Below are 18955 nucleotides of genomic sequence, written 5' to 3' on the forward strand. Positions count from 1 at the left end.
TTTTTATTGTACTTTGCTGATTTTAGCCCTGAATACGACAACCAATTTTACTAAATTTTTGCTTACTAGTGTGGCTTTCAATAAATTCTATGATGGCTGCAGCCACATCAATTCCTGTAGCACCTTCAATGCCCTCAAGACCTGGAGATGAATTAACTTCCATGACCACAGGGCCTCGGTTTGAGCGCAAAATATCAACCCCAGCAACATTAAGCCCCATCGCTTTGGCTGATTGAATGGCTGTTTCGCGTTCGGCTTTACTGAGTTTCACCACTTCAGCACTGCCACCCCGATGCAAGTTAGAGCGAAACTCACCTTCGGGCGCTTGACGTTTCATTGCAGCAACCACTTTGCCGCCCACCACAAAACAACGAATATCCGCACCACAGGCTTCTTTAATAAACTCTTGTACTAAAATATTGGCATTAAGCCCCATAAAAGCCTCAATAATACTCTCAGCTGCATTTTGGGTTTCTCCCAGCACAACACCAATCCCCTGCGTTCCTTCAAGCAGCTTAATAACTACCGGTGCGCCTCCTACATTTTTGATCACATCACCAATTTTATCGGGATGGCAAGCAAAACCGGTGCGAGGTAAACCAATTCCTTTTTTCGATAACAACTGTAATGAGCGCAGCTTATCCCGCGAACGAGAAATAGCAATTGAGCTATTGAGTGCAAAGGTGTCCATCATTTCAAATTGGCGTACTACTGAAGTACCATAAAAAGTGATCTCTGAACCAATTCTTGGGATCACAGCATCATATTTAGGTAACGCTTCGCCATCGTAACGTACTTGAGGATTGTTGCTGGTGATATCCATATAGCAATGCAAGGTATTGATCACATCAACCTGATGACCACGCTGTTCACCCGCTTCTTTAAGGCGCTGTGTTGAGTAAAGTTGTGGTCCGAGGCTTAAAATGGCTATTTTCAAAGTAAAAGTCCGCTAAATCAGCAAAATAATGAGAAAAGTCTCACTAAATAAAGGCGGTATTTAAAGAGCTTTAGTATGACATTACTAGCATTTTAACGATGAATTTTTTTACTCTTGCCAATAAAAAAAATCTATTTTACGAAAATAAAATCATGATACATATTTAGCCCGACAAGAAGTCTAACGGAGAAAATTATGCGTAATGGTCTATTTGAATTTTTCGACGATGTTAACTTCCCTATGGGATTTCGTCGTTCTGGCTCATTTTCCATTCCGGAATCGGAGCTATTAAGCAGCTACGGTGATATTTTAAGCAAACTTGCTAATCAATCGCTAGCGCCTGAATCACCAGATGAAGTTGATTTTGTTGAGGTCTGTTTAGGAAATAAGCCAGCTCAAACAAAATTTGAGAAAACATGGCTAAAATATAAGCATGAGATTTCGCGCAAAGACAAGTTTTACAGTGCTTTTGGCAAGAAAGAAACCGTAAAACCAAGCACGGACTTTTCTGTTATTGAACTTTAGTGCTCTAATCACAACTCATTAGATAACCAGAGATAAAATTATCTCTGGTTACTGTATTACTCTTGGATTGCCAACTGTTGATAATGCTGTTGTAACTGAGAGATTTTATCTAACCCTTCACCATAGCTATACGGCTTAAACAATAATAAAACCTTCACTAAACCTTTATAAATATCCGTTTTTACTAGATCTGAATCAAATTTATGAATTTTTAAATACGGCGTCCAAAAACTCACCATAATTTTGATAGTATGCGCAAATTGAGGAATATCCCCTTCATCAATTTCGATAATACCTGCGACTTTTAATCCTCTGACAACATCAGAAACTTGTTCAAGTAAATTAGCCTGCAACGCTAAATACTCTTTTTTCAGCTGCTCATCACGAGACAAAATATCACCCAAATTATCGTAGAAAAAATGAAACTTCCACATGAGTTCAAATAATGAATCAAGATAACCCACTAACTGGTCAAGCAGCTCTTCATCTGCACGCAATGGCACAAAATGGGTCTGTAAATGCTCACGGTAAAGCGCAAAAATATGGCGTAAAATATCTTCTTTATTTTTAAAGTGGTAGTACAAATTACCTGGGCTAATGCCTAAATGTGCAGCTATGTGATTAGTACTGATTGCCCGTTCGCCCTGTTGATTAAACAGCATAATACTTGCCTGAATAATCTTATCCTTAGTACCCATATTATTTTACTTCCATAGTGCAAATTGGCGCACATTATAAACAAACTTACCCTTAAGCTAAAGGCTGCTATTGAGAACAAACACTGATAAACTAAAGCAAAATCATATAATCTAATTTATTACATGAACGTAAAAGCAATTTACCCAGGCACTTTTGATCCTATAACGAATGGCCACAGCGATTTAGTTGCGCGTGCTGCCAAAATGTTCGATCACGTTATTTTAGCAATCGCTTTTAACCCCAACAAAAAGCCATTTTTTACTTTAGATGAGCGAGTTGCGCTTGCAAAAAAAGTGCTAGGACATATCCCAAATGTTGAGATTATCGGTTTTTCGGGTTTGCTCGCAGATTTAGCCAAACAGCAAAATGCCAATTTATTAGTTCGCGGGCTACGTGCGGTTTCTGATTTTGAGTTTGAATTGCAATTAGCCAATATGAACCGCAGTTTAAACCCCGATTTAGAAAGTATATTTTTAACCCCTTCGGTTGAAAACTCGTTTATCTCCTCCTCATTAGTCAAAGAAGTTGCTTTACATCAAGGGAATATCGACAAATTTGTTCACCCAATTGTCGCCAAAGCATTACAGGAAAGAATTAAAGCATGATCAAGCGTTACTCCGTTATTGCATGTGCTGTTGCAATGACTTTTAGCAACAGTATTACTGCAGAACCTTGGATTGATTCGAAAGATATTTATCTGCGCCAGTCGATTGAGCAATTAGTGAGTTACGGGGTTATTAAGCACCCAGTAACTAGCTATCCAATTATGTGGCAAGGCATTGCAAATGATTTAACTGACGTTAATTTAAGTAAACTTCCAAAAGAAGCCGAATTTGCATTAAACCACGTTCGTCACGCTTTGCGTTTTGCCCAAAAAAGCGTTCGCTCTGGTATTAAACTAAAAGCCAATAGCAAACCAAATGAACAACAAGCTTTTGGGGAGCGCTATCAAGAACAAGCTGCGCTGCAAGGCTACAGCATGATGATGGGTGAACGTGTTACAGCAAAAGTCAGTGTGCAGGTATCAAACGACGCTAACAGCGGCAAAAAAATCGCTTATGATGATAGCTATCTTGCGGTTATTTTTGGCAACTGGGTAATGAGCGGCGAAAAAATCAATCACTGGTGGGGTCCTGCCAACGAAAATGCATTAATGTTGTCAAATAACGCCAGCCCAATGAAAGCGCTGCGCTTAACGCGCTTAAACAGTGATTACTTTGGCCCAAATCTATTATCGTTTATTGGCAACTGGCAATTTACTGCTTTGCTTGGCGAACAAAAACACAACAAACAAACACCTAGTAGTAATAAATTTTTTGGCGCTCGTTTTTCAACCAGCCCATTTCAGGGCCTTGAACTAGGCTATAGCCAAACAGCCCAATTTGATGCTAATAATCAAGACCATGATTTTGCTGACTTTAATAATGTATTAATTGGTAAAAACAAATTTAAAAACGATTCAATAATTAATGAATACAACCAGTTAGTCTCGCTTGATGCTAAATATTCGAGTCAACTTTTTGGCCAAAGTATGGCTGTTTATGGTGAACTTGCTGGCGATAAGCAAAACAGCATGTTACCTGAGCATCGTAATTATACAGTGGGAATAGAACACTATTTTGGTCAAGCGGATTATTTAGTTAAGAGCTATCTAGAATACACCAATACACAGCAGCAATGTGGCGATAATACTCAGCCTTATCATTGTGGTTACCAACACCCTTATTTTGCTGATGGCTACCAACATCACTCACAAAATATTGGTGCTAGCATTGCTGAGAACGCAAAAAGCATGACACTCGCCTCGCAATATCACCAAACAAATGGCATTGCAGCCTATGCTAAGCTTCGTTTTATAGAACAAGACCAAGCAACCAATAACCCTTTAGCAAAAAACCAAAAGCGCTATCAAATAGAGTTAGGTTATCAGCAAGGTGTATTTAACGGCTTATGGCAAGTATCAGCACAATTTGGCAAGCAAGAGTCAGATTTAAATCCAAAGAGTGATCGCATTAGTGCACTGCGAACAAGTTGGGAATATCGTTTTTAAACAAGACGATGAGTTAAAAATTAAAAAGCGCTAATTGAAGTGACCCCCAATAGTTGGACTATCCAATTACTGGGGGTCTTTTTATGTCCAAATACCACAGAGTATTTAAGTTAAAGCTGGTGCGACTAGCGCAAGAAGAGAGTTCGGGAACCTTAGGTTCAAAGTTTTAAGTACGCTCTAACCTTATTCGTTATTGGTCTCAGGTTTATCGCATCAATGGCGTTAATAGTTTTGTTCATGAGCAACTTCCTTACTCCTTCGAATTTAAACTTCATGTACTTAAAACTATGTCAGTGAATAATTGGTCACTGTCTTATACCAGTGCCTATTTCGACTTATCATCCCCTGGTATTTTATTTCGATGGCAAAAGCTTTATGCTTGCGATGGTACACCCCGTTTAAAACCAAAGAACAAAGGTAGGCCACGCGTGACTAGTCATTCTTCTACTCCTAAACCATCATCAGAGATGACTGAAAAAGAACTTAGAGAAGAGCTTGATTATTTACGTGCAGAAAACGCTGTCTTAAAAAAGTTAGAAGCCTTGACTCAAGCCAGAAAGAAAAAAGCAAAGACAAAACGCTAGTTGTCGAAGAGCTCAAGGCAATATACAGCTTACAACACTTATTAAAGGTTACAGGGCTTCCCAAAAGCGTGTATTACTATCATCGCAATGCACTCAATAGGTCGTGTCCCAATGCTGATTTACGCGTAAAAATAGGTGATATCTATCACAAGCATAAAGGGCGGTACGGCTATCGTAGGATAACTTATGCGCTAAGAGCGATGGGCTTAGTCGTTAACCATAAGCGTGTACAACGCCTGATGAACGAGCTTGGTTTAAAGTCCAAAGTGAGACCCAAACGCTATAAGTCTTACAAAGGTGAAGTCGGTCGAATCGCTGAAAATGTCCTAAAACGTGAATTTACGGCAAAGAAGCCAAATCAAAAATGGGTGACCGATGTAACAGAATTTAAGGTCAATGGCCAAAAAGTATATCTGTCACCGATAATAGACCTGTTTAACCAAGAGGTGGTCAGCTACGAGGTACGAACATCTGTTACGTTACCCTTAGTCACTGATATGCTCAAAGCTGCGACAGCAAAACTGCTGAAGCACGAGAAACCCCTCATACACTCAGACCAAGGTTGGCAATATCAAAATTACCAATACCAACAACACCTGAAAAAGTACGGGTTACTTCAGAGTATGTCCAGGAAAGGAAACTGCTTAGACAATGCCGTTGCAGAAAACTTCTTCGGCATATTAAAAACTGAGATGTATCATAATGAAACGTTCAAAGATGCGAATGAACTCATTGAAAACATCAAAGAATACATCGACTATTACAACAACGAACGCATTAAGCTAAAACTAAAAGGCCTGAGTCCGATACAATATCGAAATCAGGCCTTGGTTGCCGCTTAGAAATGAGTCCAACTTAATGGGGTCACTTCAAATTAAGCGCTTTTTTTCTTTTCACATAATTAAAGAGCTTAATAATACCGAATATATCCCTATCGACAATTAGGGCTACTATCATAGAAAAATCTAAAACATTCACTCCCAATGAATATAAATCCCAGAGAAGCCAAGGTGTTGTATTTTTAAATATAACGATATCTAGATGCATAAATAAGAATAATAACGTATTGATAGAGAGGCCAATATAAGTATAAATGACACCAGGCGAAGCCTTAGTTTTTAATAATCTTTGCCCTATATAAATAATGCAGAGTGTTACAAAATCATAAATAGACCAAGTTTTATAAACCTCAGTTTGATCAAAAAGCTCATAAAGATGATCGCTTATAAAGTAAGAGCAAAATATCGCAAACGAGCAAAACACAAGTAGATTATCAGTTTTGACTGAAATGCATCGAAAATACAAATTTAGAAAAAAAGACATTAGGAACCCCCAAACAATAAAGGTTCCTAAATACAATGCTAAATTACTCGTTAACATACACCCACTTTAGTTAAACTTTGATAACACCACCACCGCGTTGTAGTTGTGCACCACCAAGTTCCATAGCCTGTTGAGAAAAGGTAACCTTATCAGACTGTAAGGTGTTTGTGCTAGCGCTTTGCGATTGAATTGGTTGAGTATTTTGTGTTTTTTGATAAGCAAGAGCCGATACACCACTATTTGCGTTAATTTGCATTTTTATTTTCCTTATAAATTAAATCAATATAACCAACAAACAAATTCAACTGTCAAAATTTTGTCTGTTTGTTGCGTCGTAAAAGCATTTTTATCTTTCAGATTCATTTAAAGCAAAATTAGGGCCAAGTTTTAAAAAATACAACATCATATTTATCAAATGGTTAGCAAGGTAATTATTTCCGCCCTAGCCAGTTTCAACTTTTTATCACTTATTTTTTAGTGCAAAAAAAGCACGCCGTGGCGTGCTGTGTTTTACTCTTGTAATTATCGTGATAACAACTTAAATGAACTGCTGTTTTGCAGCAGCCATTGCTTGGCTAACTTGCTGTTTTGAAGTACCGCCCTTTGCCACTCGCGCATTAATACAAGCATCTAGCTCAAGTACCGGATAAACATCTTGTTCAATCACAGTGCACACCGCTTGAAATTGCTGAATACTTAATTGCTCTAAACTTTTATTTTCAGCAATGGCAACTTGTACCAACTGACCAACAATATGATGCCCTTCGCGAAATGGAATGCCTTTTTTGACTAAATAGTCGGCCAGTTCTGTTGCATTAGCATGCCCGCCACGCGCTGCAAGTTCAGTACGTTTTGCGTTCACTTTAACTCCCGATAAACAGGCTTGCGCCATGTGCAAACAAGCCAACCAAGTTGGTAGTGCATCAAACAAGCCTTCTTTATCTTCTTGCATATCTTTGTTATAGGCCAAAGGTAAGGCTTTTAACGTCATCATCATCCCGCTAAATGCGCCAAAAACACGGCCAGTTTTACCGCGAATTAGCTCTAGCGCATCTGGATTTTTCTTTTGGGGCATTAATGATGAACCTGAAGTGACATTATCAGCAAGCTCAATAAATCCGGCTTCGCCAGTATTATAAAAAATCATGTCTTCGGCTAAGCGTGACAAATGCATCATTGATATCGAGGCACAGCTTAATAACTCAACCACAAAATCACGATCTGATACTGCATCTAAGCTATTGTTACTCGCTGATAAAAAACCCAAATTAGTGGCAAGAAGTTGCCGATCGATCGGATAAGCTGTTCCGGCTAGTGCGCCAGATCCTAACGGACAGACATTTAGACGCTCAATTGCACCGCGCAAACGGCTTTCATCTCGGCTTAACATTTCAAAATAGGCCATGCACCAATGGCTAAATAATACCGGTTGAGCACGCTGTAAATGGGTGTAACCGGGTAAAATAGTACCAAACTCACGCTCTGCCAGCGCTAAAATAGTCTGTTTTAGATCACCTAAAGCAACTAATAATAACTGTGCTGTCTTACGGCTCCACAAACGAAAATCCGTTGCAACCTGGTCATTACGGCTGCGCCCTGTATGTAATTTTTTACCTAAATCACCGACTTTCTCAATGAGTGCAGCTTCAACAAAAGAATGAATATCTTCAGCATCTGATTGTTGTAATAACTGTGGCTGTTCGCTTACTTCAACTAACAATTGATTCAGTGCTGCAACAAGTTGCTCAAGTTCTGTCGGTGTTAAAATTCCCACTTGCTCAAGGGCGCCTGCCCATGCGATTGAGCCTTCAATATCTTGTTCTGCGAGTTGGTAGTCAAAAGGAAGAGAGTCGTTAAATTGTTTAAATGCTTGATCGGGTCCTGTTGAGAACCGTCCACCCCATAATGCCATGTGTTTGCCTCATTATCCCAAAGTCCGGTGAAGCAATACTGCTTCACCGCGATACTATATTTTATGTCTTTATTTCGTGCTTTTGTTTAACGCCGAAATACGACTTGCTAACGAATACAAACGAATAAAACCTTCTGCGTGAGATTGGTCATACACATCATCAGCACCAAAGGTGGCAAATGCTTCGCTATAAAGACTATTTGGAGATTGTTTTTGTACCGCTGTGACTTGGCCCTTGTAAAGTTTAAGAACCACTTCGCCAGTAGCACATTGGGCTAGTGCCTCAGCACCTGCAAGTACCGAATCTTTTAGCGGCGTAAACCAACGACCATCATATACTAAATGTGAAAACTCGCCGCCTAACGTGGCTTTCCATTTACGGCTTGCTTTATCAAGTACCAATTCATCAATTGCTTGAAGTGCAGCCATAATAACTGTGCCACCTGGGGTTTCATAACAGCCGCGTGATTTCATGCCCACTAAACGGTTTTCAACGATATCAACCCTGCCTACGCCATGCACCGAAGCAATTTCATTGAGTTTAACTACACATTGATATGGGCTGAGTGATTCACCATTAACCGCGACAACTTGACCTTTTTCAACACTTAATGTCACGTATTGGGCTTCATTTGGCGCTTGCTCTGGTGAGTTAGTCCACATCCAAACTTGCTCACTTGGTTGATTCCAAGGATTTTCAAGCTCACCACCTTCATGTGAAATATGCCATGCATTGGCATCTCGACTATAAATTTTGGTTGCCGATGCTGCGCATGGAATATTTCGCTCAGCTAAATAATCAAGCAGCGACTCACGACTGGTTAAATCCCATTCACGCCAAGGAGCTATTACTTTTAAATCAGGAGCTAAAGCCGCAAAACACCCTTCAAAACGAACCTGATCATTCCCTTTACCTGTACAACCATGAGCAAGAGCATCAGCGCCCACTTTACGCGCAATTTCAACTTGTGCTTTGGCAATAATTGGACGCGCCATTGAAGTCCCTAATAAATAGGTTCCTTCGTAAATTGCACCGGTTTTTAAGGTTGGGTAAATATACTCTGCGACCATTTCTTCTTTTAAATCGACGATATAACACTCTGAAGCACCAGAGGCGATAGCTTTTGCTTCAACGCCTTCTAATTCTTCTGCGCCTTGGCCAACGTCGGCAACAAATGCAATTACTTCACAGTGATAGTTCTCTTTTAACCAAGGTACAATCGCCGATGTATCTAAACCGCCTGAATACGCTAAAACGACCTTTTTAATTGAACTCATTTTGGTTCCTTAAACAAAATTTGGATTTAATAAAGTAACAAGCAAGGCATTTTGCGCATGCATACGATTCTCGGCTTGTTGAATAATTCTTGAAGCAGGCCCGTCCATCACTTGTGACGTAATTTCAAATTCACGATGGGCTGGTTGGCAATGTAAAACGGTGCTTGCACCCGTTAAATCAACTAATTGCTGATTTAATTGATAAGGCATATATTGCTCTTTCACTTGCGAAAGCGGTGTTTTATCACCCATTGAAACCCAAGTATCTGCATAAAGCACATTAGCACCCACAGCAGCTTCGATACGATCGCTAATTTGTATTGAAGCTCCATTTGACGCTGCAATTAGCTCTGCTTGTTTTACAATTTGTGCATCTGGCGAGTGTCCTTTTGGACAAACCACGACAAAATCCGTACCAAAAGTCGCAGCCAATAACATTAATGAATGAGCGACATTATTGCCTTCACCAAAATAGGCTAATTTAAGCTCACTGACATCACCGTGTACTTCTTGCATGGTCATAAAATCAGCAAGCGCTTGGCATGGGTGGTACAAGTCACACAAACTGTTTACCACAGGTACGCTGGCATGCTCGGCTAAATCGCGAAGAGTATTGTGCTGATTGACTCTGGCGACAATACAATCAGCCCAAGTTGAAATATTAAGAGCAAAATCTTTAATTGATTCACGCGTTCCCATCCCACCATTTTGCTGGTCGAGATACACCGCGTGCCCACCTAATTTATGAATACCAATATCAAACGATAAACGAGTTCTTAAGCTTGGTTTTTCAAAGAGTGTCACAACCGATAATCCAGCTAATGCTTGATTAAAATCGCTTGGATGTGCTTTTATTTTTTGCGCTAACGATAAAATGTCTAGTAATTGTTTTTTATCAAACTCTAATCCGTGTAAATAATGTTTTAACATAGTTTGTCCTATGGCGTAATTTTGGTTCCTACATGCTCACCTTTAAGCAATGCGTTGAGATTTTCTGGCTTTTGCCAACTAGAAATGTAAACGCCACGTCGTAAATGTTGGGCAGCGAGTAAGCTTGTCTCTACCTTGACTTGCATCCCACCCAGAATTACTCCTGAATCAATTAACTGTGTTATTTGTCCACTATTTAGCTGATGTAGAGGCTGTTTATTTTGATCTAAAACCGCCTCAACATCGGTCATAAAAATCAACTCTGCATCTAAAGCTTGGGCAATTGCCGCAGCGGCTTCATCTGCATTAACGTTGTACCAATTGCCTTCAAGGTCAAAACCAATTGAACTTACAATAGGTAAAACATTTTTTTCTAATAAGATAGGAAGTAAATTAAAACTCCCCGTTTCGCATGAGCCAACTTGCCCTAATGCTTTTAATTTTTGTGTACTTGTTACACCGGCTTCAAACAAACTAATGCCAACTGGCGTTAAATTGACAGCCAAAGCCTGACCCATCAATTGCTTATTAGCACAACCTGCCAATGCGCCGACGATATAAGGCATTTGCTCACGCGGACTGATCCTAAGACCTAAATGCTTAGCACTGGCAAAACCAGCTTGTTGCAGCCAAGTATCAACTAATGCACCACCACCATGAACAACAATAAATTGATCATCTGGATGCTCTGCAAAAACGGCAAATAGTGCTTGCGCAGCATTATCACTATTGAGGACTGCACCACCGAGTTTAATAACCCACTTACTCATGATGTGCTCCCACTAATGTATAAGCAGCACTTAAGCCCATTGAAATGTTTATGCACTGCAATGCTTGACCTGCTGCACCTTTTAATAAGTTATCAATCGCACTCATCACAATGAGGCTTTGCCCTTGTTGTTGCCAACCGATATCAACAAACGCTTGGTTAACTACACCATTAATTGATGGGATCTTATTGCCTAATAAACGAATTAGCGGTTGATCAGCCAAACATTGATACGCATCATTAACTTGCTGCTCGGTAACGCCTGGTTTTAAATCCACATAAATAGTTTCTAAAATGCCACGAGGAAAATTACCTAAATGCGGTGTAAATAGCACTTTATGCCCTAAATAGCGCTCAATCTCAGGACTGTGTCTGTGGTTAAACAAACCATAAGGTTTTAAACTCACTTCACAAAACCCCGTTGATATATTTGCTTTACGACCGGCGCCACTGACACCTGACACAGCATTAATAATAATTTTTTGCTCACTCACTAAACCTGCATTAACTAACGGTTTGAGTGCATTTAACGCCGCCGTTGGGTAACAGCCTGCAACTGCAACGAGCTGGGCTTTTTCAATAGCGTCACTGTTCCACTCAGCCAAACCATAAGCGGCTTGATTTAGGAGCGCTTCATTTTCATGAGTAAAACCATAGTATGTTTGATAATCTTGATTGTTTGCTAAACGAAAGCCACCTGATAAATCAAATACCTTTTTACCCATATCTAAAAATAACGGCGCTAAATCAACACTCACTTTATGCTCTGTGCATAAACAGACATAATCGGCCTGTTGCTGAATATAACTCATTGCATCGCTCGTTAAAGGCTGTAACGGTACATCAATAACACCAACATATTGCGGGTATAAATCGCTGAGCAACTTTCCTTTATCCAAGCTTTGTTCTGAAACAAATAAACCAGCTAAGGTTAATTTAGGATGTGCAACTACTAACTTTGCTAACTCTGCACCGCTATAGCCACTTGCTCCAACAATAATTACGTTCATGACACCTCAAAACTCTTTAATGATGCGATAATTTCGCTTTGCTATTTTATGAAAAATGCTATCGTCCACTTTGCAGGCAAAATGTTGCAAAAAAACGACGTGAGCCTTCAAATACAATTGCTATGCAGCATAAATAGAATTAAATTAATATGCAATATTATTGCATAATTATTTTTGAGGTTTTCATGGCTCAGCCTAATTTTTTACAAATGTACCAAGATTTAATAGCAAGTCCTTCTATCAGCGCGACTGCTGAACATCTAAACCTTAGCAACCGAGGTGTGATTGATCAACTTGCAACATGGGCTCAATCGCTTGGATTTGAATGTGAGATCACCGAGCTTGAACTCGCTCCTGGCAAATTCAATTTAATCGCCAAACTCGGTCAAGGTGAAGGTAGTCTAATGCTTGCCGGCCACACCGATACTGTGCCATTTGATGAAAGCCGCTGGAGTTTAGATCCATTCAAACTCACATTAAAAGATGACAAATTATTTGGTTTAGGCAGCATCGATATGAAAGGATTTTTTGCCTTTATTTTTGATGCATTACAATCGATGGATTTGACTAAAATAAAACAACCTTTAATTATTTTAGCCACAGCCGATGAAGAAACCACCATGGCAGGCGCTCAACAAGTTAGTCAGCACCCTAATTTAAAACCTAGCCGCTGCATTATTGGTGAACCTACTGATATGGCGCCAGTTTTTATGCATAAAGGTCATATGTCGAGTGTGATCAGAGTAATCGGTAAAGCTGGCCATTCGTCCGATCCAGATGCTGGATTAAACGCAATTGAAATCATGCACTTAGTGACAGCTAATTTATTAAAGCTTAAACAGCATCTTAAGAATAACTATTCAATTGGGCATTTTGCTGTTCCTTACCCAACATTAAACCTTGGCCATATCCATGGTGGGGATAATGCAAACCGAATTTGTGGTTGCTGCGAATTGCATATTGATATCCGCCCTTTGCCTGGCATTAGTATTCCAGAGCTACAAGCTTTATTACTAAATGCCATTAAAGATATTAATGAAAAATACCCAAATGCTGTTGATGTGATTGATTTGCATGATCCAATTCCAGCATTTACAGGCTCTATCGATAACAGTTTAGTGAAACTTGCCGAGAAAATTTCCGGCCAACCAGCACAAGCGGTAAATTACTGTACAGAAGCACCGTTTATTCAAATGCTTGGCTGTGAAACTATTGTTATGGGGCCAGGTTCAATCAGGCAAGCTCATCAACCAGATGAATATTTAGCGGTAGAGAAAATAAAGCCGACACAGGCCATGATTAAAGAATTAATTTTACAAAGCTGTTTTTAAAGTATTGCAATGACGTAATGCCCAATGCATTTATGTATGGGCATTTATTCTAGTTCTGGCTCAATATCACTGCTTAATGCAATAAGTGTCCCTTCAATTGAGCGCACATAAGCCACTGTGTGACCCCATGGCTTTTCCACTGGCGGACTTAAAGGCTCGGCTCCAGCTTGGATTGCTTTAGTATAAGCAGCAACAACGTTGTCACTATGAAAGCTAATTTCAAATCCCAGTGCCGGTTGTTTGGGCTGAGCCCGAATATAGTTTTGTTTAAAATGTGATTGCGCTAATGGGTGCGCCGCAAAAGCTAATTTTACGCTGCCAGTATTTAATTCACCATACTGGCCAGACTCATGCAATTTAGTTGCGCTAATACCAAATGCTTGATAATAAAAGTCTAAGGTCTCTTCGACATCATCGACATAGATAACGGTACTGAGATACTCCATTATTTCCCCTACAAAAACATCATACCACTTTAATTAACCTTAGCTCTGGATAAAATATTTACCAACATACTGAATTAAAAGTAAATATCTAATTTATTTATCTCTACTCAGGTAGTTTCAAGGCAAACTAGGCGAATTGATGCGTCGATGGCAAGCTTAATGCAAATTAATCCAACGCTATTAGCGTTGCAAACAGCAGCCAAAGATAGATTCATTATCCAGAATTAAGGTTAATTACTTAAGCATAAAATATGAGCATTTTCTAGTCTTTGTTTTGTACTTAAGCGGTAGCTGAAAAATCAGAGCTAATAAAAAAGCGCCTTGCGGCGCTTTCTTTATTTTTTATTGGTATGCATTTTTGAAATGCGTTTACGTTGACGTTCTTGCGACATCGTCATTTTATTAATGCGACCTGCAAACGGGTTATCACCTTCTCTAAATTCAATCTTGATTGGTGTGCCCATAATTTTTAATGATTTACGATAATAATTCATTAAATAACGCTTATACGAATCGGGTAAATCATTTAATTGATTACCATGGATCACAATAATAGGAGGATTATATCCACCTGCATGCGCATACTTAAGCTTCACGCGACGACCAGCAACTAAAGGTGGTTGATGATCAGATTGTGCCATATCCATAATACGACGTAGCATTGCAGTCGAAATACGTTTAGTCGCAGATTGATAAGCTTCATCTACAGATTCAAATAAATGACCAACACCTGTACCGTGTAATGCCGAAATAAAGTGAATACGTGCAAAATCAATAAACCCTAAGCGACGGTCTAATTCAGTTTTAATACGCGTTTTAACGTACTCATCTAAGCCATCCCATTTATTAACAGCAATAACTAATGAGCGGCCAGAATTTAATGCAAAACCAAGTAAGCTTAAATCTTGATCGCTAATGCCTTCGCGAGCATCAACCACAAGTAAAACAACATTTGCATCTTCAATCGCTTTAAGTGTTTTAATAACTGAGAATTTTTCAGCTACATCGCTCACTTTTTTACGCTTACGCACACCTGCGGTATCAATCAAAACATACTCTTGGTCATTACGTGTCATCGGTATATAAATCGAATCACGTGTAGTACCTGGCATATCGTAAACAATAACGCGCTCTTCACCTAAAATACGATTTGTAAGCGTTGACTTACCCACATTTGGGCGACCAATAATGGCGAGTTTAATTGGTTTATCAGAAAACTCTTGATACTCATCAGGCTCTTCTGCACCTTCTTCAAACTCATCAAATTCATTGATTTGTTCAAGCTCTTCTTCAACACCATTCAGACGATTAAATTCTTCAATCACTGGTTGTAGCGCAGTTTCTAATAACTGAGTCACACCACGACCATGAGAGGCTGCAATTTGATACACTTCGCCAAGTGCTAATTGATAAAACTCAGCACAACTTGAATCAGCATCTAAACCATCAATTTTATTCGCGACTAAAAAAATTGATTTCTGAGTATTGAGCTTACGTAAATGATTAGCAATAGCTTGATCGGCAGCAGTCATACCCGCTCGCGCATCAACTAAAAACATGACAACATCAGCTTCTTCAATGGCGAGCAATGATTGCTCGGCCATTTCAAGTTCAATACCTTCTTCCGAGCCGTCGATTCCGCCAGTATCCACGACGATAAACTCGTATTCATCATACTTTGCTTGGCCGTATTTACGGTCACGCGTTAGGCCAGGAAAATCGGCCACTAATGCGTCACGGCTACGAGTTAAACGATTAAATAATGTGGATTTACCAACATTTGGTCGCCCCACGAGAGCGATCACAGGAAGCATAAACAACCCCTTATAAAAACAACAAAAGGCTTCGCGACGCGAAGCCTAAATACCAATCAACTAAAATAAGCTAGCGATTAACGCGGTTTGTTATTAAATGTGATTGGTATCAACATAATAACAACTTAAGTTTAAGGTGCCGCAATGGCACTGACTTCACCGTCGCGGGTGTAGATAATTAGCTTATCTTCCGCAACGATAGGCTCAACAAAAAAGCCTGAACTATCAAACTCTTCACGAGAAACTAGTTCACCAGATTGTTTATCAAGCCAATGTAAATTTCCTTCTTGATCCCCCAAGGCTAAGTAATTGCCAATTACCGCAGGACCCGTTAGGTACCAGCCATTTAACGCAGGTTGACTCCAACGCTCAATACCCGATGATTTATCTAGCGCGTAAATTGTACCCGCGGTGTCTACCAAATAAATATTTTGTAAATCAGCTGAAAGCTCACGGTAACCGCTGTATTCACGCTTCCAAATAACATTGCCACTACGAATATCAATAGCTGCTAAATTACCATTATAGGCCAATGAAAAAACTTGGCCGCCTGAGACAACAGGCTGAGTATCAACATCAACTAAACGCTCAAACTCAGAGGCACCTTTGGCAATAGCAACGTCAGCTTTCCAAGCAGCAAAGCCACTTTCTGAAATTAACACAGCTAATTTACCACTTTCTTCACCTACCAATACGCCGCCATTGGCCGCAACAGGTGAGCTCATTCCGCGCAGCGTAAGCGCTGGCACTTCTTGCTCATAAGTCCAACGTAAATCACCCGTATCTGGATGTAATGCAACTAGTTTACCTGAACCTAAATTGACATAAATTAAGCCATCGCCCGCAGCAGGTTTTGATAATGACTCACCCGGCACTTTTACACGCCAAACAATGTCCCCTGTTTCACGATCAAGTGCTAACACTTCACCATGTTCAGAACCAATAAAGAGCTTGCCGTAAGCTTGTAAAATACCGCCCGATAACTTGGCGCTATCGTCATCTTCCCACGGCCAAAAAGCAATTTTTTTACGAGCGTCTTGACGCCATTTTACTTTGCCATCGGCGAGAGACAATGCTTCAATTTGACCATAACGCGCAGCTACATAAACTGTATCTTTGTAGCTTGTTGGTGTTAAACGCGAGAAATAATGTTCAACGCCATCACCAATTGATGTTTGCCACACCACTTTGGTTTCAAATTTATTTACGATTTCAGGCAGTACTAATTCGTCTTCATCATCACTTGAAGAACACCCAACTAACGACGCCATGCATAATGCTAAGGTCGCCATGGTAATTTTTTTCATGGCCGTTACCTTATAATGCTGGCGTGTCGACAGCTAAATCATCTAATTTCATTTGTAATGTTGCGTTATTTGTCAAACCACCAGCATCTGCAGCGGCTTGATATGCGCTACGAGCTTGGCCTAAATCGCCTTGAGCTCGATATACATCACCTTTTAATTCGGCAACACTTGCTTTGAACGCTTCAGGCATGGTTACTGATAAAACTTTTAATGCCGCATCGTAATTTTTAAGCTCAAGCTCAATACGGGCAATACGAGAATTTGCAATCGCGTTTAACTCAGGATTTTTATTATTTTGTGTGATCCACGTTAATTTTTCTTTCGCTAAATTAAAGTCTGCTTTTTCAACCGCTTCTTTAGCAGCAACAAACGCTGCTAGTACCGCATAGCTTGAATCTTTATTATTTTTAATGAATTCATCTGCGCCAGCAAGTGCATTGGTTTTATTTTGCGCATCAGCTTTAACTAGCTTTTCATACGCATCAGAAGCCGCTTCAGCCGATTCAACTTGGTTTTGGTTATAGGCTTTCCAACCATATAAGCCACCTAGACCCAATACCACACCAATCACTAATGCAGTGCCGTTTTCACGGAAAAATCGCTTTATTGCTTCTGCTTGTTGTTCTTCTGTTGAATAAATTTCCATTATAACTTCCTATATCAGGTCGGCTAATAAAGTGGCCACTTGGCTTAGTTCAAGTGTTTGTTGGTCTTTGTGTTCTCTTAAATATTTGACCGTTACAAGCCCTTGCGCTAACTCGTCATCACCTAAAATCAAGGCAACCACGGCATCACTTTTATCTGCACGTTTTAATTGTTTTTTAAAATTACCGCCACCAGCATGCACCATGATGCGAATACCTGGCACTTGTTCTCTCAATTGCGCTGCAATTACAGGCGCTTGAATACTCGCTTTGTCACCTAAAGAAGCTAAATACACATCTGAAGTACGACGAATGTCACCTACGCAGTCTAATTCTTGTAATAATAAGACCAAGCGCTCCATTCCCATGGCAAAACCAACCGCTGGGGTTGCTTTTCCACCAAGTTGTTCAACTAGGCCATCATAACGACCACCGGCACACACTGTACCTTGTGCGCCTAAACTTTCTGTAACCCACTCAAATACCGTACGATTATAATAATCTAGGCCTCGAACCAGCTTTTCATTAACCTGGTATTCGACGCCAGCTGCATCTAAACGTTCACATAAATTTGCAAAATGTTCTGCTGACTCTGCATCTAAGTGCTGAGATAACTTAGGCGCATTGCCTAAAATAGCTTGTACATCAGGATTTTTAGAATCAAGTACACGCAGTGGATTTGAATACATACGACGCTTTGAGTCTTCATCAAGATGCTCAATGTGTTGCTCTAAATACGCCACTAGCGCATTACGATATTCTTCACGTGCTTGATTAGAACCTAACGAGTTAAGTTCTAAACGCACGTACTTTGACACGCCAAATGCTTGCCATAAGCGAGCGGTTAATAAAATAACCTCAGCATCCATATCCGCAGTCGCAACACCAAATGACTCTAAACCAAATTGATGAAACTGGCGGTAACGGCCTTTTTGTGGGCGTTCGTGGCGAAACATTGGGCCCATATACCACAAACGTTGCTCTTGGTTATATAACAAACCATTTTCGTTACCAGCACGCACGCACACCGCAGTCCCTTCAGGACGAAGTGTTAAACTGTCGCCATTACGGTCTTCAAAGGTGTACATTTCTTTTTCAACGATGTCGGTCACTTCACCAATTGAACGTTTGAATAAATCGGTTGATTCGACAATTGGAAAGCGAATTTCTTGATAACCAAAAGAGGCGACGGTATCTCGTAATATAGTTTCGACTTTTTGCCAAACTTGGGTATCGCCTGGCAGGCAGTCGTTCATTCCACGGATTGCTTGAATTTGTTTGGCCACTGATTATCCTATCAATACTATTTAACTGGGTTACTTACGCAGCCAAGATTAATATTTGCGCACATTGCTGCAACTTGGCTTCGTTAAAATAAAGAATTATAACGATCTGG

General features: G+C 40.0%; 18 protein-coding genes and 2 pseudogenes. 6 read left to right on the forward strand and 14 right to left on the reverse strand.

What is annotated here, in order from left to right; all coding sequences use genetic code 11:
• Positions 1 to 22 precede the first annotated feature (22 nt).
• Positions 23 to 937, reverse strand: coding sequence for a 30S ribosomal protein S6--L-glutamate ligase (gene rimK / locus PTUN_RS14855; protein WP_009837763.1), 915 nt, complete (start codon positions 935 to 937; stop codon positions 23 to 25).
• 195 nt (positions 938 to 1132) lie between these two features.
• Here rimK and PTUN_RS14860 point away from each other — a divergent pair, with 195 nt between their 5' ends.
• Positions 1133 to 1462, forward strand: a complete 330-nt coding sequence (locus PTUN_RS14860; RefSeq protein WP_009837764.1) for a MaoP family protein — start codon at positions 1133 to 1135, stop codon at positions 1460 to 1462.
• 56 nt (positions 1463 to 1518) lie between these two features.
• Here the strand turns inward: PTUN_RS14860 and PTUN_RS14865 are convergent, their stop codons facing one another.
• Positions 1519 to 2160 carry a TetR/AcrR family transcriptional regulator gene (locus PTUN_RS14865; RefSeq protein WP_009837765.1) on the reverse strand — a complete coding sequence of 214 codons (642 nt, stop codon included), beginning with the start codon at positions 2158 to 2160 and terminating at the stop codon, positions 1519 to 1521.
• 123 nt (positions 2161 to 2283) lie between these two features.
• On the opposite strand from PTUN_RS14865, the gene coaD reads away from it, so the two are divergent.
• The 4 genes and pseudogenes from coaD to PTUN_RS14885 all read left to right on the forward strand — a co-directional run.
• Positions 2284 to 2766, forward strand: a complete 483-nt coding sequence (gene coaD / locus PTUN_RS14870; protein WP_009837766.1) for a pantetheine-phosphate adenylyltransferase — start codon at positions 2284 to 2286, stop codon at positions 2764 to 2766.
• Entirely contained in the window at positions 2763 to 4211 is a 1449-nt protein-coding gene (locus PTUN_RS14875; RefSeq protein ID WP_009837767.1) for a capsule assembly Wzi family protein, read from the forward strand. The genes coaD and PTUN_RS14875 overlap by 4 nt, the downstream gene beginning before the upstream one ends.
• 428 nt (positions 4212 to 4639) lie before the next feature.
• Positions 4640 to 4795, forward strand: coding sequence for a hypothetical protein (locus PTUN_RS22270; protein ID WP_232284985.1), 156 nt, complete (start codon positions 4640 to 4642; stop codon positions 4793 to 4795).
• Positions 4786 to 5637: pseudogene (locus tag PTUN_RS14885) on the forward strand (IS3 family transposase); the annotation flags it as partial. The gene PTUN_RS22270 and the pseudogene PTUN_RS14885, both read left to right, overlap by 10 nt.
• 22 nt (positions 5638 to 5659) lie before the next feature.
• Here PTUN_RS14885 and PTUN_RS14890 read toward each other — a convergent pair.
• From PTUN_RS14890 to argC, 7 genes and pseudogenes are all read right to left on the reverse strand, one after another.
• On the reverse strand, positions 5660 to 6118 hold the full coding sequence (locus PTUN_RS14890; RefSeq protein ID WP_083781259.1) for a hypothetical protein: 459 nt from the start codon (positions 6116 to 6118) through the stop codon (positions 5660 to 5662).
• 70 nt (positions 6119 to 6188) lie between these two features.
• A complete protein-coding gene (locus PTUN_RS14895; RefSeq protein WP_009837771.1) occupies positions 6189 to 6374 on the reverse strand; it encodes a hypothetical protein in 186 nt (61 codons plus the stop codon).
• A gap of 291 nt (positions 6375 to 6665) precedes the next feature.
• Positions 6666 to 8030, reverse strand: a pseudogene (gene argH, locus PTUN_RS14900) (argininosuccinate lyase); the annotation flags it as partial.
• Positions 8031 to 8099: 69 nt separating this feature from the next.
• Complete coding sequence (locus PTUN_RS14905) at positions 8100 to 9308, reverse strand: argininosuccinate synthase (protein WP_009837773.1); 1209 nt, start codon at positions 9306 to 9308, stop codon at positions 8100 to 8102.
• 9 nt (positions 9309 to 9317) lie between these two features.
• Positions 9318 to 10238 (reverse strand): ornithine carbamoyltransferase, encoded by a 921-nt coding sequence (locus tag PTUN_RS14910; RefSeq protein WP_009837774.1) that lies wholly within the window; start codon positions 10236 to 10238, stop codon positions 9318 to 9320.
• 8 nt (positions 10239 to 10246) lie between these two features.
• The gene (argB, locus tag PTUN_RS14915; protein WP_009837775.1) at positions 10247 to 11008 is read right to left on the reverse strand and encodes an acetylglutamate kinase; all 762 of its coding nucleotides are present in this window, start codon (positions 11006 to 11008) and stop codon (positions 10247 to 10249) included.
• Positions 11001 to 12017 (reverse strand): N-acetyl-gamma-glutamyl-phosphate reductase, encoded by a 1017-nt coding sequence (gene argC / locus PTUN_RS14920; protein ID WP_009837776.1) that lies wholly within the window; start codon positions 12015 to 12017, stop codon positions 11001 to 11003. Before argC ends, argB begins: the two co-directional genes overlap by 8 nt.
• A gap of 185 nt (positions 12018 to 12202) precedes the next feature.
• On the opposite strand from argC, the gene argE reads away from it, so the two are divergent.
• Positions 12203 to 13348 (forward strand): acetylornithine deacetylase, encoded by a 1146-nt coding sequence (gene argE, locus PTUN_RS14925; RefSeq protein ID WP_009837777.1) that lies wholly within the window; start codon positions 12203 to 12205, stop codon positions 13346 to 13348.
• A gap of 44 nt (positions 13349 to 13392) precedes the next feature.
• Here the strand turns inward: argE and PTUN_RS14930 are convergent, their stop codons facing one another.
• The 5 genes from PTUN_RS14930 to hisS all read right to left on the reverse strand — a co-directional run bounded on the left by PTUN_RS14930 (position 13393) and on the right by hisS (position 18845).
• Positions 13393 to 13794, reverse strand: coding sequence for a VOC family protein (locus PTUN_RS14930; protein ID WP_009837778.1), 402 nt, complete (start codon positions 13792 to 13794; stop codon positions 13393 to 13395).
• A 335-nt stretch (positions 13795 to 14129) separates the two neighbouring features.
• Entirely contained in the window at positions 14130 to 15608 is a 1479-nt protein-coding gene (der, locus tag PTUN_RS14935; protein ID WP_009837779.1) for a ribosome biogenesis GTPase Der, read from the reverse strand.
• Positions 15609 to 15739: 131 nt separating this feature from the next.
• Complete coding sequence (gene bamB, locus PTUN_RS14940) at positions 15740 to 16915, reverse strand: outer membrane protein assembly factor BamB (RefSeq protein WP_009837780.1); 1176 nt, start codon at positions 16913 to 16915, stop codon at positions 15740 to 15742.
• Positions 16916 to 16925: 10 nt separating this feature from the next.
• A complete protein-coding gene (locus PTUN_RS14945) occupies positions 16926 to 17561 on the reverse strand; it encodes a YfgM family protein (protein WP_009837781.1) in 636 nt (211 codons plus the stop codon).
• A gap of 9 nt (positions 17562 to 17570) precedes the next feature.
• Positions 17571 to 18845 (reverse strand): histidine--tRNA ligase, encoded by a 1275-nt coding sequence (hisS, locus tag PTUN_RS14950; RefSeq protein ID WP_009837782.1) that lies wholly within the window; start codon positions 18843 to 18845, stop codon positions 17571 to 17573.
• Between the last annotated feature and the right edge of the window lie 110 nt (positions 18846 to 18955).

Source organism: Pseudoalteromonas tunicata, assembly GCF_002310815.1.
Lineage (GTDB): Bacteria > Pseudomonadota > Gammaproteobacteria > Enterobacterales > Alteromonadaceae > Pseudoalteromonas > Pseudoalteromonas tunicata.

Excerpts from the sequence above, each read along its gene's own strand:
- PTUN_RS14860 (WP_009837764.1), top strand. The coding sequence starts at position 1,133 with ATGCGTAATGGTCTATTTGAATTTTTCGACGATGTTAACTTCCCTATG.
- PTUN_RS14865 (WP_009837765.1), bottom strand. The coding sequence starts at position 2,160 with ATGGGTACTAAGGATAAGATTATTCAGGCAAGTATTATGCTGTTTAAT.
- coaD (WP_009837766.1), top strand. The coding sequence starts at position 2,284 with ATGAACGTAAAAGCAATTTACCCAGGCACTTTTGATCCTATAACGAAT.
- PTUN_RS14875 (WP_009837767.1), top strand. The coding sequence starts at position 2,763 with ATGATCAAGCGTTACTCCGTTATTGCATGTGCTGTTGCAATGACTTTT.
- PTUN_RS14890 (WP_083781259.1), bottom strand. The coding sequence starts at position 6,118 with ATGTCTTTTTTTCTAAATTTGTATTTTCGATGCATTTCAGTCAAAACT.
- PTUN_RS14895 (WP_009837771.1), bottom strand. The coding sequence starts at position 6,374 with ATGCAAATTAACGCAAATAGTGGTGTATCGGCTCTTGCTTATCAAAAA.
- PTUN_RS14905 (WP_009837773.1), bottom strand. The coding sequence starts at position 9,308 with ATGAGTTCAATTAAAAAGGTCGTTTTAGCGTATTCAGGCGGTTTAGAT.
- PTUN_RS14910 (WP_009837774.1), bottom strand. The coding sequence starts at position 10,238 with ATGTTAAAACATTATTTACACGGATTAGAGTTTGATAAAAAACAATTA.
- argB (WP_009837775.1), bottom strand. The coding sequence starts at position 11,008 with ATGAGTAAGTGGGTTATTAAACTCGGTGGTGCAGTCCTCAATAGTGAT.
- argC (WP_009837776.1), bottom strand. The coding sequence starts at position 12,017 with ATGAACGTAATTATTGTTGGAGCAAGTGGCTATAGCGGTGCAGAGTTA.
- argE (WP_009837777.1), top strand. The coding sequence starts at position 12,203 with ATGGCTCAGCCTAATTTTTTACAAATGTACCAAGATTTAATAGCAAGT.
- PTUN_RS14930 (WP_009837778.1), bottom strand. The coding sequence starts at position 13,794 with ATGGAGTATCTCAGTACCGTTATCTATGTCGATGATGTCGAAGAGACC.
- der (WP_009837779.1), bottom strand. The coding sequence starts at position 15,608 with ATGCTTCCTGTGATCGCTCTCGTGGGGCGACCAAATGTTGGTAAATCC.
- bamB (WP_009837780.1), bottom strand. The coding sequence starts at position 16,915 with ATGAAAAAAATTACCATGGCGACCTTAGCATTATGCATGGCGTCGTTA.
- PTUN_RS14945 (WP_009837781.1), bottom strand. The coding sequence starts at position 17,561 with ATGGAAATTTATTCAACAGAAGAACAACAAGCAGAAGCAATAAAGCGA.